Below are 22169 nucleotides of genomic sequence, written 5' to 3'. Positions count from 1 at the left end.
AGAGGGGTGACGAGCGAAGCGATGTAGGGGTGAGTCGATTCTACTTCAAATTCTTCACAAAAAACCCCACCGCCAAACTATCAACCTTTAAATGCACCTGGTGCCTGCTCACTGATGGGTCATCCGTAAAATAAGTGGGGGCTTCTTTTTTGACCTCTTCAATAGCTTCCTGCAGCATTACATAGTGACCGGTTTTGCCTGGGTTTATATAGTATTGAGAGCGTTTGATGAGCTGATGATAACGCAGGGCATTGGTTTTTACCGGGGCGATACTGTCGCTTTGCGAACCCACAATATAAACTGGCGCCGTGATATCACGATCAGAAACAAAACCCAGACCCGTGGCTGGCGAAATAGAAAAGAAAGCTTTGATCCGTTTATCATATAACCGTGGAGGGTTTTTCGCGCCGGCAAGCAAAGTACTGTCATCAAGATATTTTGCCAAGCCGGGAAATTCGGGCAGATTAAGCTGTTGCCTGCCTATAGTTTTATAGTAGTTAAGCAGCGCCATAAAATCAAAATGTCCGCCAGCCAGTGCAATAGCCGTATAACCACCAAATGAAAATCCGGCCATACCAATTTTATCTGTGTCGATCACATCCTTTGTATCTGTTTGGGCTAACAAGCTGCTGATCACAAAGCTGATATCCTGCGGGCGTTCCCAGGGTTTTAAAAATTCAAGGGGGATCTTATGGTCATAAGTGTTGCCCCAGTGATCAACAGCGGCAACAATAAAGCCCTTTTGCACCAAAGCATCAGCCAGCCACTCCAGCGAAAGGCGGCTCCCTCCTGTGCCATGTGAGATCAGGATCAAGGGCAGCTTAGCGGTTGGCAACTTACCATCGCGCACGGTAGCCACACGCATAAATGGCGAAAAAGTTTTGTCGCTTTGTTTTAAAGTATCTGTTGTGGGATACCAGATTTCGGTAACCAGCGGCCGGTTACGTTTCTCGTCCTTAAAATGAAAAGTGCGTTCGCCAATATGCGTTTGCGCGCAAATGGTGTGGTGAAACAGGGCGATGATGAGCGTAATATAAATGGAGCGGTGCATAGGTTATCTGATTTAGATACAAAGCAAGCCAATAGTCCTTTTAAAAAGATTGACAATAGTCAATAAATCATTTTTTTGATTTGAGCCGGCTCAGCGTTTCCTGCGATATGCCCAGGTAATCGGCAATGATCTTGCCGGGTAGTCTTTGTATCAGGCCGGGCTGTGTTTGCATCAGGATGTTGTAGCGTTCTTTGGCATCGAGGGTTATTAAGCTTTCTATACGCTCAATGGAGGCTATGTAATCCTGCTCAAGCCCAAGGCGCATCATGGTTTCCCAGCCGGGTATTTCTTTCATCAGCATTTGCGCATCCTGGCGACTGATCATGAATAGTTCAGAAGGTTCCATGCTCTGTATAGCGGCAACCGATGGCTTTTGCTGTACAAAACTGGGGAATGCAGTGCCAAAATGATCTTCAAATATCAAAAAACGTGTCCATTCGCTGCCATCTTCCTTGGTTAAAAAAACGCGGAGGCAACCTTTCACTACAAAATATAAATAGCGGGCAATGCTTCCTTTTTCGAGCAGTATTTCCCCTCGCTTAGCCAGCCGCGGTTTATAACAACGACTCACAAGCTGCTCCTGTTCGGCAGAGAGGCTGATCTTTCCTTCGACTTGTTTTTGTAGCGCCGGATGCATTAGGCTAACATAAGCATTATTTATTTGCCACTCAAGCTGGGTTTAAACCCCCAAAAATGAGACTTATTGACCTGATTGTTACCCAATTGTAAATATTATGATACTATTAAACTATTGATGATCATATCCGTCTTATTTGGTAAATTCACTTAAACTTATTGCCCAATGAAAATCCTGAATCTCCTTTGCGCATTTATTGTAGTTGCCGGTTTAAATATGAATGAAAGCCAGGCACAAATTAAACAGCCTGCTGCTATTACTTTTAAAAGCGCGGCCAATTTGCCCTACCCCTTAACCTGGACCACCAGCGTTACCGACGGCAGCTATATTTATACCATATCGGGCTATAAAGGCTTTGGCGGTTATTCGTCTGAAGTGTTGAAATATGATCCGCAGGTAAACAAGTGGTCAGTTCTGGCAGATATGGGCGGAAACAGGATTCAAACCTCAGCGGCTTATGTGCCCGCTACCGGAAAAATTTATGTGATGGGCGGCATTGGTGGTGTAGGAGGCAGACGCGATGCCAGTCAGATATTTCAGGGTGTACAAACGGTAGATGTTAAAACCGGCAAGGTAGAGAACCTGCATATTTTAAACCCGATGGCCAGCACCTATGGCAGCGCGGTTGAATGGAACAATAAAGTATATGTTTTTGGCGGAACCAGGGATGGAAAACGTACATTAAACTCCCTGTATGAGTTTGATCCGCAGACATCGAAATTTTCGCAACTGGCCGATATGCCAGAGAGCCTGCAGGCCGCCGGCGTCGTGGTTGATGGCATAATTTATACATTTGGCGGTTTTGATGCTTTTACTAAACGCCAATCATACAGCATCAACGCGTATGATATCAAAAGCAATACCTGGAAAAAAGTGGGCAAACTCCCTGAATTTCTATCAGCCAACAGCGTATCAGCCTGTGGCGACAAAGTATTTGTAGTAGGTGGTTATGATGATGAAGATTTTATTGGTTACTATGATACCAAAGCCAACCAGTTTGTAAAACTCAAATCAAATATGGAACAGCGCAGGGCAACCGCATCGGCAGTTTACAATAATTACCTGTTTGTGTTTGGTGGTTCAACCCGTTTTAAAGCTTTCAGGAGCTCAACCCTCCAAACCACACAGGTGGCTAATGTAGCTCCGTTTTTGAACAACAACGCGAGTAAATAAACGCAACCAGTTTGCGCCGCATCATATTCTCTTCGACCTAAAAGGATAAAGAAATTAAAAAAGCGTGTTATTTAGATAATAACACGCTTTTTTATTAACTCAGTAAATCCTGGTATATGCCGTAATTCTCGTCGTCAAAGCAAACAAATGTTACCAGCTGTATGCTATCATTCCCGGCTAAAAAATGCTTTACGGTATTGATGGCTATGGCGGCTGCCTTTTGTTTAGGGAAATGGTAAATTCCTGTGCTGATATTAGGGAAAGCAATAGTCTGCACGTTTTTTTGCACTGCCAATTTCAGACTGTTTAAGTAAGCGGACTCCAACAATTCTTCCTCGCCGCTATTGCCGTTATTATAAACAGGACCAACTGTATGGATCACATAGGTTGCAGGCAAATTACCCGCTGTGGTGATCACGGCTTCACCCGTTTTGCAACCACCCTGCCTATTCCGGATCTGAACACACTCATCCAATATGGCCTTACCTCCCGCGCGGTGTATAGCGCCATCAACGCCACCACCACCCAATAAGGAGGTATTCGCCGCGTTCACTATAGCATCTGCTTTAATCTTGGTAATATCGCCCAAAACCAGCGCAATACGGTTGTTATTCATGGTGCAAATATACTACTCCGCTGCTTCCTCGCCTTTACTACCCAACTTTACAATATCGCCTTTTTGAAATAATATAGCTTGCAGAGTTTTACGCCAAACCGGCTTTTTGCGCAACAGAAATTCCAGATCCATACCAAAGTGTTTAAACTCTTCCTGCTGGGCATTTTGCATGATGGCTTTAGCAGCCTTGTCAGGTTCAACGGAGATGCGTTGCTCGTACCAGTTAATGGCTTCTGCCTCTTCGGTTAAGGATACAATCATCCGGGCAAAGGTCCTGGTTTCGGCGGATAGCTCATCGGCCGGTTCGTGATATTGATCAAATGACATAATATTTTTTTATTTTAAAAGGCTTGATATGCTGCATTTGTTTCGATATGACGATATTTAGAAAGGATACAGATTAAAACCAGGAGCCACATCCGGCGTTAAGTATTTGAAATATTAGGGAACAGTAAATTACCCATGAAACAGGAAGAACCACAAATAGCACCACCCGCCATTAGATTAGCATGGAAAAAATACCGGCATTTATGGAAGTTTGCAGAGGTGCCAGCCAAACACCTGCTTTTAAAAGAAGGCGATATCAGTCGCAAGGCTTTTTTAATTGAAAAGGGCAGCATCCGCACCTGGTTTTATCACGATGGTAAGGAAATCAGCTTTCAATTCTTTTTTGAAGGTGATGTGGTTTCGTCCCGGCAAAGCATGCGCAAGCAAACGCCAAGTCCGTTTAGTATCGAAACGCTGGAACCTTGTTCTATACGCTGGCTTGATGCCGGTGATATGGAGCAAGTGAGAAAAGATCCCGTACTATACCAGTTTATCATTGAACAGACCAGCGATAAACAGGCTGAGTTTATGCAGCATTTTTTCTCCTATTTAAAAGACAGTCCTACCCAGCGTTATAAAAACCTGCTGCAGCATAACCCCGAAGTGATCAGGCGGGTGCCATTGCAACACATTGCCTCCTATTTGGGTATTACCCAGGTATCCCTGAGCCGTATCCGCAATAAAATCAAGTGACCTTTGTATTATTTATCTTTTGTTAAATGATACGCGGCTAAAACTCAGCAAATTTGTTGTAATCACAAACACGACAATCATGAGTTTATTAAAAATAATCCCCAAGATCATTTATAAAGATGTTCAGACAGGCGTAAACCTTTTCGCCGCGCTTGGTTTTGAAATCAAATATTCCGAGGATGGATTTTACATCATGGCGCGCGATGGTGTTACTATTCAGTTAGTAGCCAGTGAAGATGATTTTCATGTGCATGATCGCCCGGAAATGCGGATAGATACCGACGATATTGAGGGATTTTACGCGGAGGTCAGCGCCAAACATCCGGAAATACTACACCCTAATTTAAAAGCGATCAAGAATCAGCCCTGGGGCTTAAAAGAATTTGCCGTACACGATGAAACTTCTGTTTGTATTATTATTCAACAGTCAATTTAATCATGAACAACGAAGAATTACTTTCAAAAGACCGAGATTATAGCAGTATTAGCCCTTCGGCACGGTCGTTATTATTGCTGAAAGGCTTTACAGATATTCCTTTTGCTTTGGAAGCGGCAAAGCTGATCAGTCGCCCCGATCATTACCAGCCGGATTTTAGTATCAAAGAGCTTGCCTTTTGGGCGCGTGTACTGCATTTTGAATCGCGGTATAAGAGCATTAACCAATTATTGGAAGGTTTAGTGGTTCAAAATATTTTAGAGATATCTTCAGGTTTTTCTTTCCGCGGTTTAAGCTCGGTATTGAATAAGGAGGCTTATTACATTGATACTGATCTGCCGGGGGTAATTGCAACCAAGCTTAGCCTGCTGGAGGATCTATTGCCTCCTGATGTTATACCCCATGGTGAACTGGAAACTTTAGCCCTCAACGCGCTTGATGAGGCCGCGTTTACAGCCACAGCGGATCATTTCCCCGAAGGCGGGATCATCATTGTAAACGAAGGACTGCTGGTTTACCTGAATATGGACGAAAAACGAAGGCTATGCCATAACATCCGCGAGGTGCTCCGACAGCGGGGCGGTTACTGGATTACAGCCGATATCTATGTTAAATCCCGAAAAAGTTTCCCGGAGCTTAAAATAAACGATGAACTGCAGGAATTTCTCAGAGAGCACCGCATTGACGAAAACAAGTTCAATAGTTTTGAAGAAGCCGCAGCTTTTTTTAAAGCAGAAGGGTTCATTATCGACAAAGAAGCCGAAGCTGAACATCAAAACTCGGGCTCGCTAAAATATCTTCGGGCCAATGCAAGCCAGCAACAACTGGAAAACCTGCGCAGCGCAGGCCGCATCCGTGCTACGTGGCGTTTAAAACTGGCTGATTAATTTTTTCTTATTAAACCAAATTATAAATTGCAGGTCATACCAATAATACCGTATTAGCACGTTCTATATGGTATTATTATTTATAAACCCTGCTTATGAAAAAATTAAACCTTATCATCACCGCTATTTTTTTTATTATTACTTCCTGCAAAAAAGATAATAAATCGCCTGTCGTAACCAATCAGGAAGATCCCAACTGGATCAAACTGGAAATAGCCAATGGTAACGCAGCTTACGCTGTTGCCGGTAATATTGATGACACCCTTTTGGTGACTACCAAAGCCAAAGCCTATTTTACTACCGACAAAGGAAAAACCTGGCAGGAATCGAAAAACTTCAACGGACCTATACAAGGTTTATACGTCAGTAAAGATACCGTATTCGCACTATTCACTACAGGTGGACTGGAGTTGGATGGCACCTTGAAAGCCTCATTGGCGCAATTCTATACGCTTGATCTGGGTAAAACCTGGAACCGCTATATGAATTATGAACGATCACTGAAGATGAGTAAACTTATTGGAATTGTTCAATCAGCAAATAAAATCACCTATGCGCTAAAATATAATACCAAGCCAGTTTCGGCCAATAGCAATGCTTATATCCATGGCCCGACGACAATACTCCGGGATGGCAATACCCTTAATTTTCCGTTTAAGGCCCAGATCGAAAACCTGTATATGGATAGTAACGACCGCCTATATGTAACAGCTTCCGGGGGTGTGTACAATAAAGAAAAAGATACATTCACCTTCAACGGGGACAATATCCCTGCCGTGGTTTATGTATCGCGCAAAGCGTTGCCGTAGGTACTAAAATACTTGTTAATTTCTGACTTTAACCTCTAAAGGTGTCACATTCCTGAAAGCGTAAGGATCGATATCGCTGATGCTTACTTTCATTACGTCCTGTGTGTTTTTGATGGTAACATTCAGGCTGCCATCGGGATTAAGGGGTACGCTAACATAGTGTTTGCCATCAGCTTGTGCCGGGGTTGCGCTTCCTTTCAGCAGGTTTACGGTTAAAGCTACCGCAATAATGGTTAATACAATTTTGGTATACAGATCTGTTTTCATTTTATATTGCTTTAAGTTTTAGATTTGATATGTTGAAGCAATATAATTAATACGGCGATTAAAATTAAAAAAATATCATTTCGACGAACAAGGGTGGGCAAAGCGTGGCGTGAGGAGAAACTATCTCTTGAGCATAACGAAAAATCTTTTACGCTTTACCTACTGATCAGGAATGTTGCAGAAGATTTCTCCTCGTACCTCGTTCGAAATGACAAATGATTGATCTTACCTCACGCCTACGCAGGGGCTCTCGGAAAGGACCTTGTGTTTGTCATCCTGAGGAACGAAGGATCTTCTTCGACATACCTCCTGAAGAAGATCCTTCCCATTTTTAGCGCAAGTCTTGTGCGGTTGCCGGCGGGTTGCTGACTTGTGCTCTGGTGAGGTCACAAGTCAGCCTTACACAATCTACCACACAAGATTTGCACCAATACTGCAGCATATACCTCATAAAAAGATTTCTCCCTCCGGTCGAGAGATAGTTTCTCCTCGTACCTCGTCGAAATGACAAGGTCTTACCTTTCAGCCTCGTGCTTTTTGATCTTGATAAACACCAGTTTTGAGGTGGGCGTGTTACTTTTCTCGGCAACGCTGTCTATTGGTATCAGCACATTGGCTTCCGGGTAATACGTTGCGGTGTTTCCTTCGGGGATATTGTAAGGGACTACTACAAACAAACGTGCCACCCGTTCTACTCCCCCATAATAATTAAACAGATCAACCTTTTGGCCCGATTCGAAGCCGGCTTTGAGCATATCCTGCTCGTTCATGAATATCACCCGGCGCTCATTATGGATACCACGGTAACGGTCGTCAAGGCCATATAAAGTGGTATTAAACTGGTCGTGACTGCGGATGGTACCCATACGGTACTCATCAGCTGCTATATCATGTTTAGGCAGTTCGGTTATAGCGAAACCTATCCTGGTACCGTTGATCTTATTTTCAAATTTACCCGTACGTGGTGCATTGGGCAGATAAAAACCAGCCGGGATCCGTACCCGCTGATTATAATCTTCAAAACCGGGTATCACGCGGGCAATATCATCACGCACGGCATCATAACTCGTAGCATATTTATCCCAATTAACAACAGAGCGATCGCCTAAAGTGGCTTTGGCCAGGTTGCAAACGATCTGGTTCTCATTCATCAGATGGTCTGAAATGGGCTTCAGCATTCCTTTTGACATTTGTACCACGCCCATCGAATTTTCGCAGGTAATGAACTGCGCCTCGCTGTTAATCATATCCTTATCACTACGCGAGAGCGTTGGTAATATCAAAGCCTCTTCCCCGTGCACCAGGTGACTCCGGTTAAGCTTGGTGGATACATGCACCGACATCTCGAGCTTGCGCATGGCATCGGCCGTATAAACCGTATCCGGCGTAGCCGAAAGGAAATTACCGCCCATGGCAAAAAACACCTTCAGCTTACCCTCATGCATAGCCTGTATCGATTCCACCACATCGTAACCATGCCCGCGCGGAGGTTCAAAGCCAAATACCTCTTTCAGTTTATCCAGCTGCCTGGGCGAGGGTTTATCATAGATCATCATGGTACGGTTGCCCTGTACGTTACTATGGCCCCTTACCGGGCATAATCCGGCACCGGGTTTGCCGATAGCGCCTTTTAATGCGGTAAGATTAACGATCTCTTTAATGGTATCCACACCGTTTTTATGTTGGGTAATACCCATGGCCCAGCACACAATAATGCGGCTTTTATCTTTCAGCATTTCAGCAGCCTGCTCAATCTGGGCTAAAGGCACACCAGCCTCAAGAGCCAGTTCATCCATACTGTACCGGTTTAAATTGGCCAGAAAAGCCTCGTAACCCTCAGTATTATTTTGAATGAATTGATGATCAAATACCCTGCCCGGATTTTCCAGTTCGGCCTGATACAGCAGCTTTTCTATAGCTTTGAGCAGGGCCATATCGCCATTTATTTTTACCTGCAGGTAAAGATCGGCCAGGTGCGAATCGATACCCAGGATGCCTTTAACGGTTTGCGGATTTTTAAAACCCATCAACCCGGCTTCGTGCAATGGATTTATGGCGATGATCTTTGCTCCTCTCGCTTTACCCTTTTGTAAAGCGGTGAGCATCCGCGGGTGATTTGTACCCGGGTTTTGCCCCATAATAATGATCACATCGGTATCGTAAAAATCATTCAGGGTAACGGTTCCTTTACCTATACCTATAGTTTCCGTAAGAGCCACGCCGCTTGATTCATGGCACATGTTAGAGCAATCGGGCAGGTTATTGGTACCGTATTCGCGTACAAAAAGTTGATACGTAAAAGAGGCCTCGTTACTGGTACGACCAGAGGTATAAAAAGCAGCCTCATCAGGTGATGCCAGGCTACTGAGCTTATCGCCTATTTTTTTAAAGGCATCATCCCAACTGATAGGCTGGTAATGTGTAGCGCCTTTGGGCAAATAAACAGGCTGGGCAATACGCCCCTTCTTCCCTATCTCATAATCATTGAGCTTAGCCAGATCGAACACGGAGTTTTCAGCAAAGAAATCGGCTGTCAGTTTTTTAGTGGTAGCTTCTTCAGCCAGGGCCTTGGCGCCGTTCTCACAATATTCCGCAACCGGGGAGCGATCATCATCCGGATCGGGCCAGGCACAGCCAGAACAATCAAAACCGTCCTTCTTGTTCATTTTAAACAAGCCTTCCATGCCGCGTACAAAACCGGCTTCCTGTATAATATCAACTATGGCGGCTTTTACCGCCGGGATACCCGCCGCCCATTGTTTTTGCTCTGTTAATTTCAGATCCAGCAGTTTCTCAGGATTCTCGGCTGCCGGCTGTTCCTGCTCTTTCAATGCCTTGCTCATTTCTTTTTTGCCGCTAAAGGATTGGGGTAATTATCGCTCTGATCTTCGGCCACGTTATCCAAACAGGTAAAATCTTTCTCCACCAACAGGTGTAAGTTGCCGTGGATACCTTCAAAACCCACCTTATCCGTATCGGAAAATTCCTGTAACAGTTTTGCAGGTATATACACGGTGATGGTATCATCCTTAAAAGTCGCGGATAGTTGCTCCTCATCCACTACCTGCAAAGCGTAAAACAGCTGCTTACTGCCAAAATCAACCACCTCACGCAGGTGACCTTCTTCGGCCAACAGGGTGGTATCAGTACGGGTAAGCCTGTATCTTAATGAATTGCCTTTAATACGTATCTTCATAACGGGGTATCTGTACGCGGTGTGCCGCGGTGTATACATTAAAACGCTCATCGCGTAAAAAACCGATCAGCGTGATGTTAAATTCATTGGCCAACTCCACGGCCAGACTTGATGGCGCTCCAACCGCTGCTATAATATTGATGCCAGCCATAGCCGCCTTTTGTACCAATTCAAAACTTGCCCGGCCACTTAACAATAATATGGTTTGTTGTAACGGCAGCCAATTATAGCTTAATGCGGCACCAATGAGCTTGTCCAATGCGTTATGCCGGCCCACGTCTTCGCGCAGCAGTAACAGCTCGCCCATGGTACTGAATAATGCTGAGGCGTGCAATCCACCCGTATCCTCAAATACCCGCTGATGCTTGCGGAGTATCACAGGCAATTGGTATAAAACAGGGGCTTGTATAGTATCGTTATCATCCCGCTCGCCGGCAAAACTGCTTACGGTACGGATAGCATCGATAGAGCCTTTGCCGCAAACCCCGCAACTGGAGGTAGTATAAAAATTACGTTCTGTATTTTGCAGGTGAGGTACAATACCGGGCGCCAAACTTACCTGTATCACATTCTCCTTATTTTCGGCACAAGCAATAAAACAATGCTCTGTTTTCGCGATATCTTCCGGATTTTTGATGATGCCTTCGGTAAATAAAAAGCCGGTTGCCAGCTCAGCATCATGACCGGGGGTGCGCATGGTAACAGAGATATTCTGCACCTGCCTTTGCCCTTCGGGCCCATGCTCCAGCCTGATCTCCAGTGGTTCTTCAATGGCGAGTACATCCGTAGCTGAAGCTATTTCGGCAGCATTTACCTTGATAACGCGGATACTATGTGTAGAATTGGCAACCATACATCAAATATACAATTTACGTGACGGCTTTGTTTCTTTTTGAGAACAAGGAGCAAGGATTTGGGGAGCAAAGATATTAAGCTAAAAAAATCCTTATTCCTTACTCTTTTTATCCTTGATCAAAAAACCCTTACTCTTTATTATTTCCTTTCTTAACTATTTTGCCCTAATTTTGAGTATGAAGATTAATGTGCTGGCATTTGGTGTGGCAAAGGAGATATTTGGAAGTTCGCTGGTTAGCCTTGAATTGACAAACGATGCCACCATATACAATTTAAAATACCTGCTGGAGCAGCAATATCCGCGATTGAAACAATTGGCATCGTACATGGTGGCAGTAAATAACGAGTATGCCCTGCCTGGCGATACGATACATGAGCGTGACGAAATTGCCATTATACCGCCTGTAAGCGGAGGATGATTGGAGCAAAGATATTTGGAACAAAGAGCAAGGATTGAAAAATAAAAATACAAGCGGATAAAAAGTCTTTGTTCTTTGCTCCCTCAATCCTTAATCACAAACAAACTATATGAGCATCAGGAAAGCTACTCTGGCCGATCATCCGGCGATATGTAAACTACTGGAACAACTGGGCTATCCGGGAACAGAAAGTTATTTACTTAGAAACCTGGAAGTGATGCTTAGCCAGCCCTTATCAACCGTACTGGTTTATGAACTGGATGCTGAGGTGGCCGGGGTTATTGCTTTTGATTTTATACCACAATTAACTACCCGTGGTGATTTTGCCCGGATAAGCTGTTTTGCCGTTGATGAAAGCGCACGCGGCAAAGGCATCGGCAATGCGCTCGAAGAGCATTTTGCTAAATTGGCCACCGAAAAAAAATGCGACCGGATAGAAGTTCACTGTCACTCGCGCCGGGTAGATGCCCATCGCTTTTATGAACGCCAGGGTTACTCGGAATCGCCAAAATATTTTATAAAAATGCTGCCCAATGAATAATACACAGATATTACTTTCTTCCGAAACGCTGAATATTCAATCCTGTATCGATTGGATCATGTCGCCCGAATCCGGGGGGATAGATGTGTTTATTGGAACAGTGCGGAATGCTACCAAGGGCAAACCAGTACTGAAACTTGATTTTGAAGCCTATGAACCTATGGCCATCAGCGAAATGGAAAAGATAGCCCAGCAGGCCTTTGAAAAATGGCCGGTACAAAAGGTGTTGATCCATCACCGCACGGGTACCTTACAGGTTGGCGAAGTACCAGTGATCATTGCCGTATCTGCGGCCCATCGTGACGCAGCTTTTGATGCCTGCCGCTACATCATCGATACCCTGAAACAAACGGTACCCATCTGGAAAAAAGAAGCTTTTGAAGATGGTGAGGTTTGGGTAGCGGCGCATCCCTGAGATTTGGAAATTCGGATGTTCGATTTCGGATTTTAAATTACATCACGTCATTGCGAGCGATAGCGTGGCAATCCCTAACTATACAGAGCCGCCCTGCTTATCGGGGATTGCTTCGTTCCTCGCAATGACGCGTGGAGAGGTAAGTTTCGAAATCGTAAAATCATTTCCCCAAATAAGCTCTCAAACCACCCTCTAACGAAAAAATATTAGCATCGGGGATGCGTTTCAGGATGAGTTTTACAGCTTCTTCGCTGCGCTTACCGGTAGCACAGTAAAGCACCTTGGCTTTGGGATCGGTAAAGTAGGCCAGATAACCTTCCAGCTCATCAATGGGGATATGGATACCACCGATGTCAAAGGCGTCGCGCTCCTGTTCGGTACGTACGTCTACCAGGTCTATCGAATCGTCGTCTATATGTTCTTTTAATTCTAATGCTGATATTACGGGAATAGTTATAGTTGCAGCAAGACTTCTTACCGGTGTTTTTGAAGTGGCGCCAATTTTGATGATCCGGCTCTGCATGTTTTGCGCGTCAAATATCAATATCTTACCCACCAGCAAATCGCCGGTTTTGGTGATATATTTGATCACCTCATTAGCCTGCATACAACCAATTATCCCGGCCAATGTAGGTATTACGCCGCCTTCGGTACAGTTGGGGATCTGGGTAGCATCAACCTTCGGAAAGAGGTCACGGTAATTAGGCGACCGGCTATTTTCATCATAAACCACATTCCAAACTGCTACCTGTCCTTCAAACTGGTAAATGGCACCATAAACCAGGGGCTTACCAGTCATTACGCAGGCATCATTCAGCAAATAGCGGGACTCAAAGTTATCGGTACCGTCAATCACAATATCATAATGCTGTATGATGCTCAGCACATTGTCGGAATTGATCTTTTCGGTATGGGGAACCAGTTTTGTATCCGGGTTTTGTTCCTGTAAACGTTTTATGGCAATAGCTACCTTGAGTTGCCCCACATCTGCCGGCGAGTATAATATTTGCCGGTGCAGGTTACTCACAGATACCACATCATAATCCGCAATGCCCAAAGTACCTACCCCACTCGAAGTTAAATACTGGGCTGCGGGGCAACCCAGACCGCCGGCACCTACTATCAATACCCGGGCCTGTTGTAATAGTATTTGCGCCTGCTCGCTAAAACCGGGCAGGGCCATCTGGCAACTATATCTTAAAATATCGGGTGTCATTAGTTTGTAGCTGTTTTTTGGTGAAGAACCCTTTTTACTTTTTCCAGCTCGTCCGGGGTATTCACATTGGTCAATGCTTCGGGATCCGGCGCGTTGAGCAGGTTAATTTCCGTATTGATAAGCACCTTGCGCGGGCACGAATATCCCTGCGCCAAAAACGACAGTAAGATCGGATAACTTTTAGGCTCCCATATAGCAACCAATGGTTCCGGGAAATCAGTCACCGGGCTGTGGTAAGCTGTAGCAACAGCCGAACTATTGCGCCAGGCAGCAAGATTACGCAAGGTAGCCTCATCCATCAAGGGCAGGTCGCAGGCTATAACGAGCCAGGCATTATCTGGTCTTTCGCGAAAGGCCGACAGGATAGCCCCAAAAGGCCCAAGACCTGTAAAAGTGTCCTCTAAAACTGGATATTGAACGTCTGCTTCATTATTATGCTGCCCGGGCCTGCGGGAAATAAAAACTTCGTTACAGAATGATTTGAGCATATCGGCCATGTGAAAGCGTTGCGGTTTGCCATGCCAATTCACATTACCCTTATCAAAACCCATCCGCTCGCTTTTGCCGCCTGCCAATACCAATCCGTTTAAAACCGGGCGCGATAGCTTCAGGTTGGTTTCAAAAAAACCGATGATCCGTTCCCTGTCTGATAGTCGGTAAACGGGTATATCCTGCCAGTGCGGGATGGCTTCCTGTATAAAATCAAAGATCTCGTCGCTGTTATCGGCTAACAGGAATAACTGTACGTTGGTTAACTGCTCCAGCCTTTTTTGCAGGGACACCCTTTTATTAATATCAATGATCACTACCTGCGCTTTGGCCAGCTGGTGGTTGCCATTCACCAGTATCAGGTCGGCATTGGCAAATTGCTGTTTGATCTGGTAGGGCCAAACCGGGTTCTGAAAATTAAACTGCTGGTAATTGATCTGATCGGTATAATCCAGCATGGCTCCGTTGGTTAGCCGGCCCGGCACCAGGGTGATGTCATCATTGTGTGATGTATCGGCATAAGCACATTTATATACTGTAGATAGCGCCCCGATCACATCATGGGCCAGCAGTTTGATCACCGTGCAGGGGCCACCTACAATAGACCATTCATTACGACCGAAATTCCCCGAAGCTGGTCGGGCCAGTTTAGCGTGTTTTTTATGCTCGTTTAAAGTCACGTTTACCTCCTGTTTTTGCTATCAGTTTGGTTTCTTTAATTACAATATCATGGCTCATGGCCTTGCACATGTCGTAAATAGTTAGCGCCGCTATAGATGCGCCAACCAGGGCCTCCATCTCGATACCGGTTTTAGCAGTGATGCTGGCGGTACAATCTATCACGATCTCCTGTTGTTCATTAACTTGTATGGTGATGTTACAGTTATCCATACCCAGGGGATGACAAAGCGGTATCAGGTCGCCGGTTTTTTTGGCTGCCATGATACCTGCAATAATAGCCGTTTGAAAAACCGGGCCTTTCTTACTCACCAAATCGCCATTGGTTAAATACTGCAATACCTCAGCAGGCAAAACAACCACGCTACGCGCTGTAGCAATGCGGTGAGTAACCTGCTTCTCGCTTACATCAACCATAGATGGGTTGCCTTGTTTATCTAAATGGCTTAACATTATGTAATTTTTATGATTTCACCGATTTTATAAAGCGATTGCAATGATTTTATGAGGTGATTACAGTGATTCTTTTTTATTTCGCCGACCCTTTGTTTAAACATTGACACCTCATTTACTTTTATCAAAAAAACGGTGTAATCATTATCCCCTAAGATCGGTGTAATCATTCCCTAATCAATATGTCAATACTTTGTACACCTCTCCTACTTTAAAATCAGTCCTCTCCAGTGGTAATTCTAAAAAGGCATCGGTATCTGCTAAGTTAGCAAAATCACCCGAACCATTTCCTTCAATTGGCCAGGCCATCAATTGTCCTTGCAGGTTGCTTTGCAGCTTTACCTGTAAAAAATATTGCAAAGGTGGTTTGAACTGAAAATCCTTAGCTAAAACCGCATAAACGGATGATTGTTCTGCCAAATTTAAAGTAGTCCTTAACCAGCTTAAAAAGTATTTATGCAGGCACATAAAGGTAGCTACAGGATTACCGGGAAAGGCAAATACAAGGCTCCCGTTGCCATGTACACCAAACCAAAAAGGTTTCCCGGGACGTTGGGCCACTTTATGAAAAATCTTCTCTACCTGCGAGTCTTCGAGTGCCTGGGGTACATAATCAAACTTACCCATAGATATACCGCCACTCAATAGTAATACATCATAATTTTGCAGGCAATACTGTATTTGCTGACGGGTAATTTCAGGATCGTCGGGAATATGGATCAAATCTGGCTGCAAACCCTGCTTCTGCAATACCGCTTTTATGGTATAGCCATTTGATTTCCGGATCTGGTATGGTGCGGGCGTTTGGTCAACCTCCACCAGTTCATCTCCCGAGGATATGATCACCACCCGGGGTAATTTTTTCACCAGCAAGTGTGTTTTACCTACAGATGCGGCCAAACCAATAATAGCAGGCGTGATCATTTGTCCAATCGACGCTAATACATCTCCTTCTCTTTTATCAGCCCCTTGCAGGTGCAGGTTTTGCCCTTTTTTGATATCCTGTACTTTTACCAAAGCCCGGCCATTGGCTATTTCAAGATCTTCATAGCGGATCACTGTATCTACAGAAAGGGGTAACACCGCCCCTGTCATGATCTCAATACATTCATCAGGATGAGCAATAACAGCTGGTTCATCACCAGCCGCCTGGGTAGCTTTGATGTTAAAAGTAAGTATGCCGCTTACAATAGACCTGTAATTAACGGCTATACCATCCATGGTTACCCGGTTAAAGGGTGGCAGGTCACGATCCGCAGTAATAGGTTCGGCCAGCACACGGCCTACTGTCTGCTCAAACGGCAGACTTTCAGTACCGTAATCTCTTAATTGTGCCAGTATCAGCTTTTCAGCCTCTTCAACAGTGGTCATATATTAGTTTTTTTAGTATCAAGTAGCTAGTATCAAGTATCATGACAGCTGCATTTGTTTTATGTGGATCAAAATCTTGATACTTGATACTAATTACTTGATACTGTAAATCATCCTCCTATAGTAGCCATAGATTCGTGTATACCCGGATGTACCACCCGCGTACGTTCGGCCTCCCAGCCATCTTTAGCCCGGTGATTAATAGCGTTTAGCAACACAGTCTGTAGTTCATCATCACCTGCCCCTGCACGCATTATAGCCTTCATGTTCAGTCCGCCATCATCATACAAACAGGTTTTCAGTTCGCCCTGCGGGGTTATCCTGATGCGGTTGCAGGTACCACAAAACGTACGTGAATAGGCGGCTATAATCCCTACCGACCCCTGATGGCCAGGTACCTGGTAATTATAAGCCGTTGAATATGATGGATCGGGTAATTTCTGGATCTGCGGATATTGACTTTTGATCTCCTCCAATATGCGGATATAATCCCATTGCAAGCCGGTGTAAACATGACCATCGCCATTAAAAGGCATTTCTTCTATAAAACGTACGCTTACTGGCAGTTCTTTGGTCATTTGTACCAGGGGGATAATGTCCTGCGTGTTTTTTCCGTCCATCACTACCGCGTTTATCTTTACTTCGATGCCGTGTTTTAGCAAAGCCTCCAGGGCAGCCATTACATTGGCAAATTCATCGCGGCGGGTAATGGTAAAAAAGCGATTGGCATCCAGCGTGTCCAGGCTCAGGTTTACCGACCGCACCCCTATCTCTTTCAATTCAGGAACATGCGGCGCGGTGAGTACACCATTGGTAGTGAGGCTCAATTCTTTCAGGCCATCCAGCTGCGATATGGCCGTGAGCAGCTGCATAATATCCTTACGCACAAAAGGCTCGCCCCCGGTAATCCGGATCTTTTCGATACCCATTTTTACCAACAGGCTGCAGCCGCGCAGCATTTCTTCATAGCTCATCAATTCTGTACGCGAAAGCCAATGCAAACCATCCTCGGGCATGCAGTAAAAACAGCGCAGGTTGCATTTGTCTGTTACTGCAAGGCGCAGGTAATTTATTTTCCGGCCGTGATTATCTATGAGCAATGGATAAAAATTTAATTTAACAGTCTTTTAGTAAAAGTAAATATTACAAACGGCTCCTATGTTTTTAAAATGTACTTTTTGTATCACAAATTTGCCGGCAATGGGTTAATATCAATATTGATACTTTTAATTTATATTTACTTTAATACAAAGTTAAACCAATTGTGAAAGAATCATTACGCAAACCATGCAATAACTATTATGACCGGACTCATCATATTAGCGGCAGGCTCATCGAGCCGCTTGGGTAGCCCAAAGCAAAATCTGGTTTACCAGGGGCAAACGCTGCTGCAACGCGCCATCCAAACCGCGTTAACTTCGGTATGCCATGAAAATGTGGTGGTGGTGCTGGGGGCTAATGAAGGAATAATACGCCCGGGAATATCTGACGAGTTGGTACATATTACCTACAACACCCTCTGGCAGGAAGGCATGGCATCATCCATACGACTGGGTGTAACCGAATTATTGAGCATTCAACCTTTAATAACAGGCGCTATATTAATGTTATGCGATCAGCCTTTTGTTGATCCACTGCTGCTATATCAACTCACCGAAAAAAGAGCGGAGACCGACTTTGGCATCATTGCCTGCACTTACCGCGGAACGCTCGGTGTGCCGGTATTGTTCGATGCAGCTTACTTCCCTCAATTATTAATGCTGCACGGTAAAGAAGGCGCCAAAAAACTGATCAAAACTTTTCCAAATGATGTAGCACAGATCGCGTTTCCGCTTGGAGCTATTGATATTGATACTATTGCTGATTATGAGCAGTTGCACGGGCATTGATATATGATATATTCTCTTAACTTGTCATTCTGAGCGATAGCGAAGAATCTGTCCTACGAGTGCATAGTTCATGAATAGATCCTTCGCTATCGCTCAGAATGACAAACGTTTTATTTGTTCGGATTGCCTCTTCAATCTCATCCCTATTTATAAAGCACTAAAAAATCAACTTTACGTGTGACTTTTTCTAAAGCCAGTCCCATACTGCTTAATACAGTTGTTAAGCTCTCTGGTTTTTCGGGCTGAAATGAAAACTTGATATCAAAATGCTCTTTGTTCAATGTTTCATCAACAACGGGTAGCTTTCCTGTTCCAAAGTTTTCTAAATAATTAGCAAAATCAGCCATAGTGATATATTGCTGATCAATTTCACCATGCATCGATCCGTAGGTCCGCTTGCCTGATGTATTAATAGGTATTGTTTTAAATTTGTCCTTATCAGTAATTTTTAAAACATATACATCTTTTGTTTGCTGCTCAATTTTTGCTTGCAGATCAAATCTTTTGGAAAGTTCTTTTTGCAGCATTGGCAACAGGTCTTTTTTATCAGACACAATCAAATCAACACAATACAAGGGCGCATTATTTTTTTCGCCTGTTTTATCGATAGTACGACCATAATCGAAATTATGGTAAGCCATACGATATAATGAGCTGAGCGGGAAGTTAAGGCAGGTTAATCTGCGGCCTCTGAAAACACTATCTTGCAGATGAGTTGTACTGAAACTCCCAGCCCCTTTCATTTCAGCCTGCATTATAAATCTGCTTTTTGTTGTATCAGCAGCAAAGAAATATTGTTTAACAATCTCTGGCGGAGTAAGCAAAGTTTCCTTCTTTTCGGCCAGATGCACTTCTTTTTGTTGCAGTAAGCTATCTATAACGGATGCCGTTACCGATTCTGGCGTTGTGTTGGCAATTAACTTTCCTTCGGCCGAAATAACAACCATATGAGGGATTACCCGATGTGGGAATATCCTGGTAATCAACGCCCCGGTATCTATACCAAACCATAAGTTGAATGGTTTGGAACTTAAAAACTGCCTGATCCTTGTCGTTTTTTCATCTGTAATAGTGATCACCTGAAGTTTATTATGATATTTCGTTTGTAATCGCGCTAAGTGTGGCATGGCATCAACGCAGGGACTACACCAGGTTGCCCAAAATTCAATTAAAACTATTTTCCCTTTTAACTTGCTTAAGGTGGTGCTTTTTATTGGTGCATTTAATAGCTCAAATTTAATATCGGGGATAGCATCACCGGCTTTAATCTGGCCAAAGGAGCTGTTTATAAAAAAAATAAACGACAAGGATAAGATTAGTTTTTTCATGCTATTGTTTAGATAAATCCCTAACGTCGATTCACTTAAAATATTTGTAGCCCAGCAACTTTTAACCTTATTTAACAAACAGGGCCTTTACCTGTTGGCAAAGACCCTGTCAATATCAAGCAAAATTTTCCGGCTTATTTAACTACCGAAAATTTATATAAGGATTGTGTTTTATAGGTCTGTCCTGGTTTAAGCTCAGTCGATGGAAATTGCGGTTGATTTGGTGAATCAGGGTAATGCTGTGTTTCCATCGCGAATGAGGTACGGAACTCATCTTTGATACCGCGTTTCATCACGTTTTTGGCCTGCATAAAGTTACCGCTGTAAAACTGCAAACCAGGTTCTTCAGTAAATACTTCCATTTTGATACCGCTTTTATCACCAACAACAGTAGCGATAGGCGTTTTGATATCGTGTTTGTTCAGTACAAAGTTGTGGTCGTATCCTTTACCATTTTTTAGCTGTATGTTATCATCATTTATTCTTTTGCCAATAGTTTCTGGTTTGGTAAAATCAAACGGAGTACCTTTTACACTTTCTATTTTACCCAGCGGAATTAGCGTTGAATCAACCGGCAAATAGTTATCGGCATCAACTTGTACTAAATGATCAAGGATGGTACCACTACCTTCGCCATTGAGGTTAAAGAAGGCGTGGTTGGTTAAGTTTACAACAGTAGTTTTATCAGTTGTAGCTTCGTAAACCGCTTTAAACTCATTATCATTGGTCAGGCTGTAGGTAACTTTTACTTTCAGGTTACCCGGGTAGCCCTCTTCCATATCTTTTGACAAGTAAGTAAACTCAACGGTTGATGAGTCGATCTGTTTACCATCCCATACAATAGTTTGGTAGCCCATTTTACCACCATGCAAGCTGTTTGGAGGATTATTAATAGATGACTGATATTCTTTACCCTCAATTTTAAACTTACCTTTGGCTATACGGTTGCCATAACGGCCAATAGTAGCGCCGTAATATGACTCTTTTGATTTTTCAAAACCTTCTACACTTTCAAAGCCTAATACCACGTCGGTAAGTTTACCTGTTTTATCGGGGACCAATAGGCTCACTATACGGCCACCGTAATTGGTAAAAGTAGCGGTGATGCCATTTTTGTTTTTAAGCGTGTACAAATGTGTTTGTTTTCCATCGATTGTTTTTTCGAAAGCAGAAGCGGGTGTTTGAGTGCTATCCGTCATAGTTGTTTTTTTCTTGTCAGATGATTGATTACAGGCCGCTAAAGATACACATGCCGGTAACATTATTAATAAGAGGTTTTTAGATAAGTTTCTCATGGCTTCGTAAATAGTTGGTTTATACCGTTTAGTTTGGTTGGCCTAAATTAGTATTTTTTGCTTATCCCTTTATTTTATAATGTACTTCACTCAAATTTCTCAATCTGTCGGCAGCAAACTCGGCGGTAATATCGCGCTGAGGGTTGGCTAGCATCTCGTAACCCACCATAAACTTTTTAACCGTGGCGGAGCGTAACAAGGGCGGATAAAAGTGCATGTGCCAGTGCCAGTATGGATGATCGCCCATGTTTACCGGCGATTGGTGCATACCTGCCGAGTATGGGAACGAGGTCTCGAACATATTATCATATCTTACTGTAAGGCGTTTGATTGCATCAGCCAGCGCAATTTTTTCTTCATCGGTAAAATAAAGTAAGCTGGTGATATGCCTTTTGCTCACGATCATGGCTTCATAAGGCCAAACCGCCCAAAAAGGAACTAGCACCACAAAATGTTCGTTCTCGAAAATAATACGCTCTTGCTTTTTGAGCTCCAGTTGCAGGTAATCGCCCAACAGGCTGCGACCTTTTTGCTCAAAATATGCTTTTTGTTGCTGGGTTTCTTTAGCCACCTCAACCGGGATACTGTTTTGTGCCCAGATCTGCCCGTGCGGATGCGGGTTACTACAGCCCATGATATCGCCTTTGTTTTCAAATATCTGGATGTGTTTTATCCAGGGGTAAGTAGCCAGATCCTGGTATTCGGTTTGCCAAACATCAACTACCTTCCTGATGTCGGCAGTTTCCATCTCGGGCAATGTGAGATCATGGCGTGGTGAAAAGCTGATCACCCTGCATATACCGCGTTGGCTGTTAGCCACAAGAAGCTCATCATCGTTCAATCCACCATCCGGGGTGTTTAATAGTAATGAGGAGTAATCATTGGTAAAAACGTAGCTGGCTTTGTATTCGGGATTCTCGCTCCCATCAGCCCTTTTGTTTCCGGGGCATAAATAACAGGTAGGGTCATAAGGCGGTCGCTGATCAGCCTGGGTTGCTTCTACCTTACCCTGCCAGGGGCGTTTGGTGCGGTGTGGCGATACTAATATCCAATCGCCGGTCAAAATATTCAAACGACTATGCGGATGTTCTTTCAGATCAAAGTTTTCGTTGTTCATCACGTTTAATT

Annotated in this window: 25 protein-coding genes; 9 read left to right on the top strand and 16 right to left on the bottom strand. The window is 43.9% G+C overall.

Annotated elements, in window-relative coordinates; all coding sequences use genetic code 11:
• Positions 1 to 40 precede the first annotated feature (40 nt).
• Together AC57BQ_RS03435 and AC57BQ_RS03430 are read right to left on the bottom strand one after the other, a co-directional pair.
• On the bottom strand, positions 41 to 1051 hold the full coding sequence (locus tag AC57BQ_RS03435) for an alpha/beta hydrolase family protein (protein ID WP_496404934.1): 1011 nt from the start codon (positions 1049 to 1051) through the stop codon (positions 41 to 43).
• A gap of 67 nt (positions 1052 to 1118) precedes the next feature.
• Entirely contained in the window at positions 1119 to 1688 is a 570-nt protein-coding gene (locus AC57BQ_RS03430; protein ID WP_496404933.1) for a Crp/Fnr family transcriptional regulator, read from the bottom strand.
• A 165-nt stretch (positions 1689 to 1853) separates the two neighbouring features.
• On the opposite strand from AC57BQ_RS03430, the gene AC57BQ_RS03425 reads away from it, so the two are divergent.
• The gene (locus AC57BQ_RS03425; protein ID WP_496404932.1) at positions 1854 to 2861 is read left to right on the top strand and encodes a Kelch repeat-containing protein; all 1008 of its coding nucleotides are present in this window, start codon (positions 1854 to 1856) and stop codon (positions 2859 to 2861) included.
• Between the two features lie 94 nt (positions 2862 to 2955).
• On the opposite strand, the gene AC57BQ_RS03420 is transcribed toward AC57BQ_RS03425, so the two are convergent.
• Together AC57BQ_RS03420 and AC57BQ_RS03415 are read right to left on the bottom strand one after the other, a co-directional pair.
• Complete coding sequence (locus AC57BQ_RS03420) at positions 2956 to 3477, bottom strand: O-acetyl-ADP-ribose deacetylase (protein WP_496404931.1); 522 nt, start codon at positions 3475 to 3477, stop codon at positions 2956 to 2958.
• Between the two features lie 12 nt (positions 3478 to 3489).
• A complete protein-coding gene (locus tag AC57BQ_RS03415; RefSeq protein ID WP_496404930.1) occupies positions 3490 to 3804 on the bottom strand; it encodes a ferritin family protein in 315 nt (104 codons plus the stop codon).
• 135 nt (positions 3805 to 3939) lie between these two features.
• Between AC57BQ_RS03415 and AC57BQ_RS03410 the strand changes: the two genes are divergently transcribed.
• From AC57BQ_RS03410 to AC57BQ_RS03395, 4 genes are all read left to right on the top strand, one after another.
• Positions 3940 to 4497 (top strand): Crp/Fnr family transcriptional regulator, encoded by a 558-nt coding sequence (locus tag AC57BQ_RS03410; RefSeq protein WP_496404929.1) that lies wholly within the window; start codon positions 3940 to 3942, stop codon positions 4495 to 4497.
• Positions 4498 to 4576: 79 nt separating this feature from the next.
• The gene (locus AC57BQ_RS03405; protein WP_496404928.1) at positions 4577 to 4933 is read left to right on the top strand and encodes a VOC family protein; all 357 of its coding nucleotides are present in this window, start codon (positions 4577 to 4579) and stop codon (positions 4931 to 4933) included.
• 2 nt (positions 4934 to 4935) lie between these two features.
• Positions 4936 to 5820: a hypothetical protein gene (locus AC57BQ_RS03400; protein ID WP_496404927.1), complete on the top strand. Its 885-nt coding sequence runs from the start codon at positions 4936 to 4938 to the stop codon at positions 5818 to 5820.
• Positions 5821 to 5915: 95 nt separating this feature from the next.
• The gene (locus tag AC57BQ_RS03395; protein ID WP_496404926.1) at positions 5916 to 6629 is read left to right on the top strand and encodes a beta propeller repeat protein; all 714 of its coding nucleotides are present in this window, start codon (positions 5916 to 5918) and stop codon (positions 6627 to 6629) included.
• Positions 6630 to 6644: 15 nt separating this feature from the next.
• Here the strand turns inward: AC57BQ_RS03395 and AC57BQ_RS03390 are convergent, their stop codons facing one another.
• The 4 genes from AC57BQ_RS03390 to fdhD all read right to left on the bottom strand — a co-directional run bounded on the left by AC57BQ_RS03390 (position 6645) and on the right by fdhD (position 10945).
• A complete protein-coding gene (locus AC57BQ_RS03390; RefSeq protein ID WP_090464790.1) occupies positions 6645 to 6896 on the bottom strand; it encodes a hypothetical protein in 252 nt (83 codons plus the stop codon).
• 515 nt (positions 6897 to 7411) lie between these two features.
• Entirely contained in the window at positions 7412 to 9739 is a 2328-nt protein-coding gene (locus tag AC57BQ_RS03385) for an FdhF/YdeP family oxidoreductase (protein ID WP_496404925.1), read from the bottom strand.
• The gene (locus AC57BQ_RS03380) at positions 9736 to 10092 is read right to left on the bottom strand and encodes a DUF7009 family protein (protein WP_496404924.1); all 357 of its coding nucleotides are present in this window, start codon (positions 10090 to 10092) and stop codon (positions 9736 to 9738) included. The genes AC57BQ_RS03385 and AC57BQ_RS03380 overlap by 4 nt, the downstream gene beginning before the upstream one ends.
• Positions 10076 to 10945, bottom strand: coding sequence for a formate dehydrogenase accessory sulfurtransferase FdhD (gene fdhD, locus AC57BQ_RS03375; RefSeq protein ID WP_496404923.1), 870 nt, complete (start codon positions 10943 to 10945; stop codon positions 10076 to 10078). The genes AC57BQ_RS03380 and fdhD overlap by 17 nt, the downstream gene beginning before the upstream one ends.
• A gap of 178 nt (positions 10946 to 11123) precedes the next feature.
• Between fdhD and AC57BQ_RS03370 the strand changes: the two genes are divergently transcribed.
• The 3 genes from AC57BQ_RS03370 to AC57BQ_RS03360 all read left to right on the top strand — a co-directional run bounded on the left by AC57BQ_RS03370 (position 11124) and on the right by AC57BQ_RS03360 (position 12322).
• Complete coding sequence (locus AC57BQ_RS03370) at positions 11124 to 11366, top strand: MoaD/ThiS family protein (protein ID WP_090464779.1); 243 nt, start codon at positions 11124 to 11126, stop codon at positions 11364 to 11366.
• Positions 11367 to 11475: 109 nt separating this feature from the next.
• Positions 11476 to 11907 carry a GNAT family N-acetyltransferase gene (locus AC57BQ_RS03365; protein ID WP_496404922.1) on the top strand — a complete coding sequence of 144 codons (432 nt, stop codon included), beginning with the start codon at positions 11476 to 11478 and terminating at the stop codon, positions 11905 to 11907.
• Complete coding sequence (locus AC57BQ_RS03360) at positions 11900 to 12322, top strand: molybdenum cofactor biosynthesis protein MoaE (protein ID WP_496404921.1); 423 nt, start codon at positions 11900 to 11902, stop codon at positions 12320 to 12322. The genes AC57BQ_RS03365 and AC57BQ_RS03360 overlap by 8 nt, the downstream gene beginning before the upstream one ends.
• 160 nt (positions 12323 to 12482) lie before the next feature.
• On the opposite strand, the gene AC57BQ_RS03355 is transcribed toward AC57BQ_RS03360, so the two are convergent.
• The 5 genes from AC57BQ_RS03355 to moaA all read right to left on the bottom strand — a co-directional run bounded on the left by AC57BQ_RS03355 (position 12483) and on the right by moaA (position 17629).
• The gene (locus tag AC57BQ_RS03355; protein ID WP_496404920.1) at positions 12483 to 13538 is read right to left on the bottom strand and encodes a ThiF family adenylyltransferase; all 1056 of its coding nucleotides are present in this window, start codon (positions 13536 to 13538) and stop codon (positions 12483 to 12485) included.
• Positions 13538 to 14707: an NTP transferase domain-containing protein gene (locus tag AC57BQ_RS03350; RefSeq protein WP_496404919.1), complete on the bottom strand. Its 1170-nt coding sequence runs from the start codon at positions 14705 to 14707 to the stop codon at positions 13538 to 13540. Before AC57BQ_RS03350 ends, AC57BQ_RS03355 begins: the two co-directional genes overlap by 1 nt.
• Positions 14688 to 15158 carry a cyclic pyranopterin monophosphate synthase MoaC gene (moaC, locus tag AC57BQ_RS03345; RefSeq protein ID WP_496404918.1) on the bottom strand — a complete coding sequence of 157 codons (471 nt, stop codon included), beginning with the start codon at positions 15156 to 15158 and terminating at the stop codon, positions 14688 to 14690. The genes AC57BQ_RS03350 and moaC overlap by 20 nt, the downstream gene beginning before the upstream one ends.
• 177 nt (positions 15159 to 15335) lie before the next feature.
• Entirely contained in the window at positions 15336 to 16529 is a 1194-nt protein-coding gene (locus AC57BQ_RS03340) for a molybdopterin molybdotransferase MoeA (RefSeq protein WP_496404917.1), read from the bottom strand.
• A 110-nt stretch (positions 16530 to 16639) separates the two neighbouring features.
• Positions 16640 to 17629: a GTP 3',8-cyclase MoaA gene (moaA, locus tag AC57BQ_RS03335; RefSeq protein WP_496404916.1), complete on the bottom strand. Its 990-nt coding sequence runs from the start codon at positions 17627 to 17629 to the stop codon at positions 16640 to 16642.
• Positions 17630 to 17830: 201 nt separating this feature from the next.
• Between moaA and AC57BQ_RS03330 the strand changes: the two genes are divergently transcribed.
• Positions 17831 to 18418, top strand: coding sequence for a nucleotidyltransferase family protein (locus AC57BQ_RS03330; RefSeq protein ID WP_496404915.1), 588 nt, complete (start codon positions 17831 to 17833; stop codon positions 18416 to 18418).
• A 143-nt stretch (positions 18419 to 18561) separates the two neighbouring features.
• On the opposite strand, the gene AC57BQ_RS03325 is transcribed toward AC57BQ_RS03330, so the two are convergent.
• The 3 genes from AC57BQ_RS03325 to AC57BQ_RS03315 all read right to left on the bottom strand — a co-directional run bounded on the left by AC57BQ_RS03325 (position 18562) and on the right by AC57BQ_RS03315 (position 22158).
• On the bottom strand, positions 18562 to 19746 hold the full coding sequence (locus tag AC57BQ_RS03325; RefSeq protein WP_496404914.1) for a TIGR03435 family protein: 1185 nt from the start codon (positions 19744 to 19746) through the stop codon (positions 18562 to 18564).
• A 134-nt stretch (positions 19747 to 19880) separates the two neighbouring features.
• Positions 19881 to 21008: an aldose epimerase family protein gene (locus AC57BQ_RS03320; RefSeq protein ID WP_496404913.1), complete on the bottom strand. Its 1128-nt coding sequence runs from the start codon at positions 21006 to 21008 to the stop codon at positions 19881 to 19883.
• A 94-nt stretch (positions 21009 to 21102) separates the two neighbouring features.
• Positions 21103 to 22158 carry a UDP-glucose--hexose-1-phosphate uridylyltransferase gene (locus AC57BQ_RS03315; RefSeq protein WP_496404912.1) on the bottom strand — a complete coding sequence of 352 codons (1056 nt, stop codon included), beginning with the start codon at positions 22156 to 22158 and terminating at the stop codon, positions 21103 to 21105.
• Positions 22159 to 22169: the final 11 nt, after the last annotated feature.

It is taken from the genome of Mucilaginibacter sp. BGA-UO-ETr-C110 (assembly GCF_059567985.1).
Note: the sequence above shows the minus strand (reverse complement) of the source record. Positions and strands in the feature narration are given on the sequence as shown.

Bases quoted from the DNA above. Each gene is read 5' to 3' on its own strand.
- AC57BQ_RS03435 (WP_496404934.1), bottom strand. From the start codon at position 1,051: ATGCACCGCTCCATTTATATTACGCTCATCATCGCCCTGTTTCACCAC.
- AC57BQ_RS03430 (WP_496404933.1), bottom strand. From the start codon at position 1,688: ATGCATCCGGCGCTACAAAAACAAGTCGAAGGAAAGATCAGCCTCTCT.
- AC57BQ_RS03425 (WP_496404932.1), top strand. From the start codon at position 1,854: ATGAAAATCCTGAATCTCCTTTGCGCATTTATTGTAGTTGCCGGTTTA.
- AC57BQ_RS03420 (WP_496404931.1), bottom strand. From the start codon at position 3,477: ATGAATAACAACCGTATTGCGCTGGTTTTGGGCGATATTACCAAGATT.
- AC57BQ_RS03415 (WP_496404930.1), bottom strand. From the start codon at position 3,804: ATGTCATTTGATCAATATCACGAACCGGCCGATGAGCTATCCGCCGAA.
- AC57BQ_RS03410 (WP_496404929.1), top strand. From the start codon at position 3,940: ATGAAACAGGAAGAACCACAAATAGCACCACCCGCCATTAGATTAGCA.
- AC57BQ_RS03405 (WP_496404928.1), top strand. From the start codon at position 4,577: ATGAGTTTATTAAAAATAATCCCCAAGATCATTTATAAAGATGTTCAG.
- AC57BQ_RS03400 (WP_496404927.1), top strand. From the start codon at position 4,936: ATGAACAACGAAGAATTACTTTCAAAAGACCGAGATTATAGCAGTATT.
- AC57BQ_RS03395 (WP_496404926.1), top strand. From the start codon at position 5,916: ATGAAAAAATTAAACCTTATCATCACCGCTATTTTTTTTATTATTACT.
- AC57BQ_RS03390 (WP_090464790.1), bottom strand. From the start codon at position 6,896: ATGAAAACAGATCTGTATACCAAAATTGTATTAACCATTATTGCGGTA.
- AC57BQ_RS03385 (WP_496404925.1), bottom strand. From the start codon at position 9,739: ATGAGCAAGGCATTGAAAGAGCAGGAACAGCCGGCAGCCGAGAATCCT.
- AC57BQ_RS03380 (WP_496404924.1), bottom strand. From the start codon at position 10,092: ATGAAGATACGTATTAAAGGCAATTCATTAAGATACAGGCTTACCCGT.
- fdhD (WP_496404923.1), bottom strand. From the start codon at position 10,945: ATGGTTGCCAATTCTACACATAGTATCCGCGTTATCAAGGTAAATGCT.
- AC57BQ_RS03370 (WP_090464779.1), top strand. From the start codon at position 11,124: ATGAAGATTAATGTGCTGGCATTTGGTGTGGCAAAGGAGATATTTGGA.
- AC57BQ_RS03365 (WP_496404922.1), top strand. From the start codon at position 11,476: ATGAGCATCAGGAAAGCTACTCTGGCCGATCATCCGGCGATATGTAAA.
- AC57BQ_RS03360 (WP_496404921.1), top strand. From the start codon at position 11,900: ATGAATAATACACAGATATTACTTTCTTCCGAAACGCTGAATATTCAA.
- AC57BQ_RS03355 (WP_496404920.1), bottom strand. From the start codon at position 13,538: ATGACACCCGATATTTTAAGATATAGTTGCCAGATGGCCCTGCCCGGT.
- moaC (WP_496404918.1), bottom strand. From the start codon at position 15,158: ATGTTAAGCCATTTAGATAAACAAGGCAACCCATCTATGGTTGATGTA.
- AC57BQ_RS03340 (WP_496404917.1), bottom strand. From the start codon at position 16,529: ATGACCACTGTTGAAGAGGCTGAAAAGCTGATACTGGCACAATTAAGA.
- AC57BQ_RS03330 (WP_496404915.1), top strand. From the start codon at position 17,831: ATGACCGGACTCATCATATTAGCGGCAGGCTCATCGAGCCGCTTGGGT.
- AC57BQ_RS03325 (WP_496404914.1), bottom strand. From the start codon at position 19,746: ATGAAAAAACTAATCTTATCCTTGTCGTTTATTTTTTTTATAAACAGC.
- AC57BQ_RS03320 (WP_496404913.1), bottom strand. From the start codon at position 21,008: ATGTTACCGGCATGTGTATCTTTAGCGGCCTGTAATCAATCATCTGAC.
- AC57BQ_RS03315 (WP_496404912.1), bottom strand. From the start codon at position 22,158: ATGAACAACGAAAACTTTGATCTGAAAGAACATCCGCATAGTCGTTTG.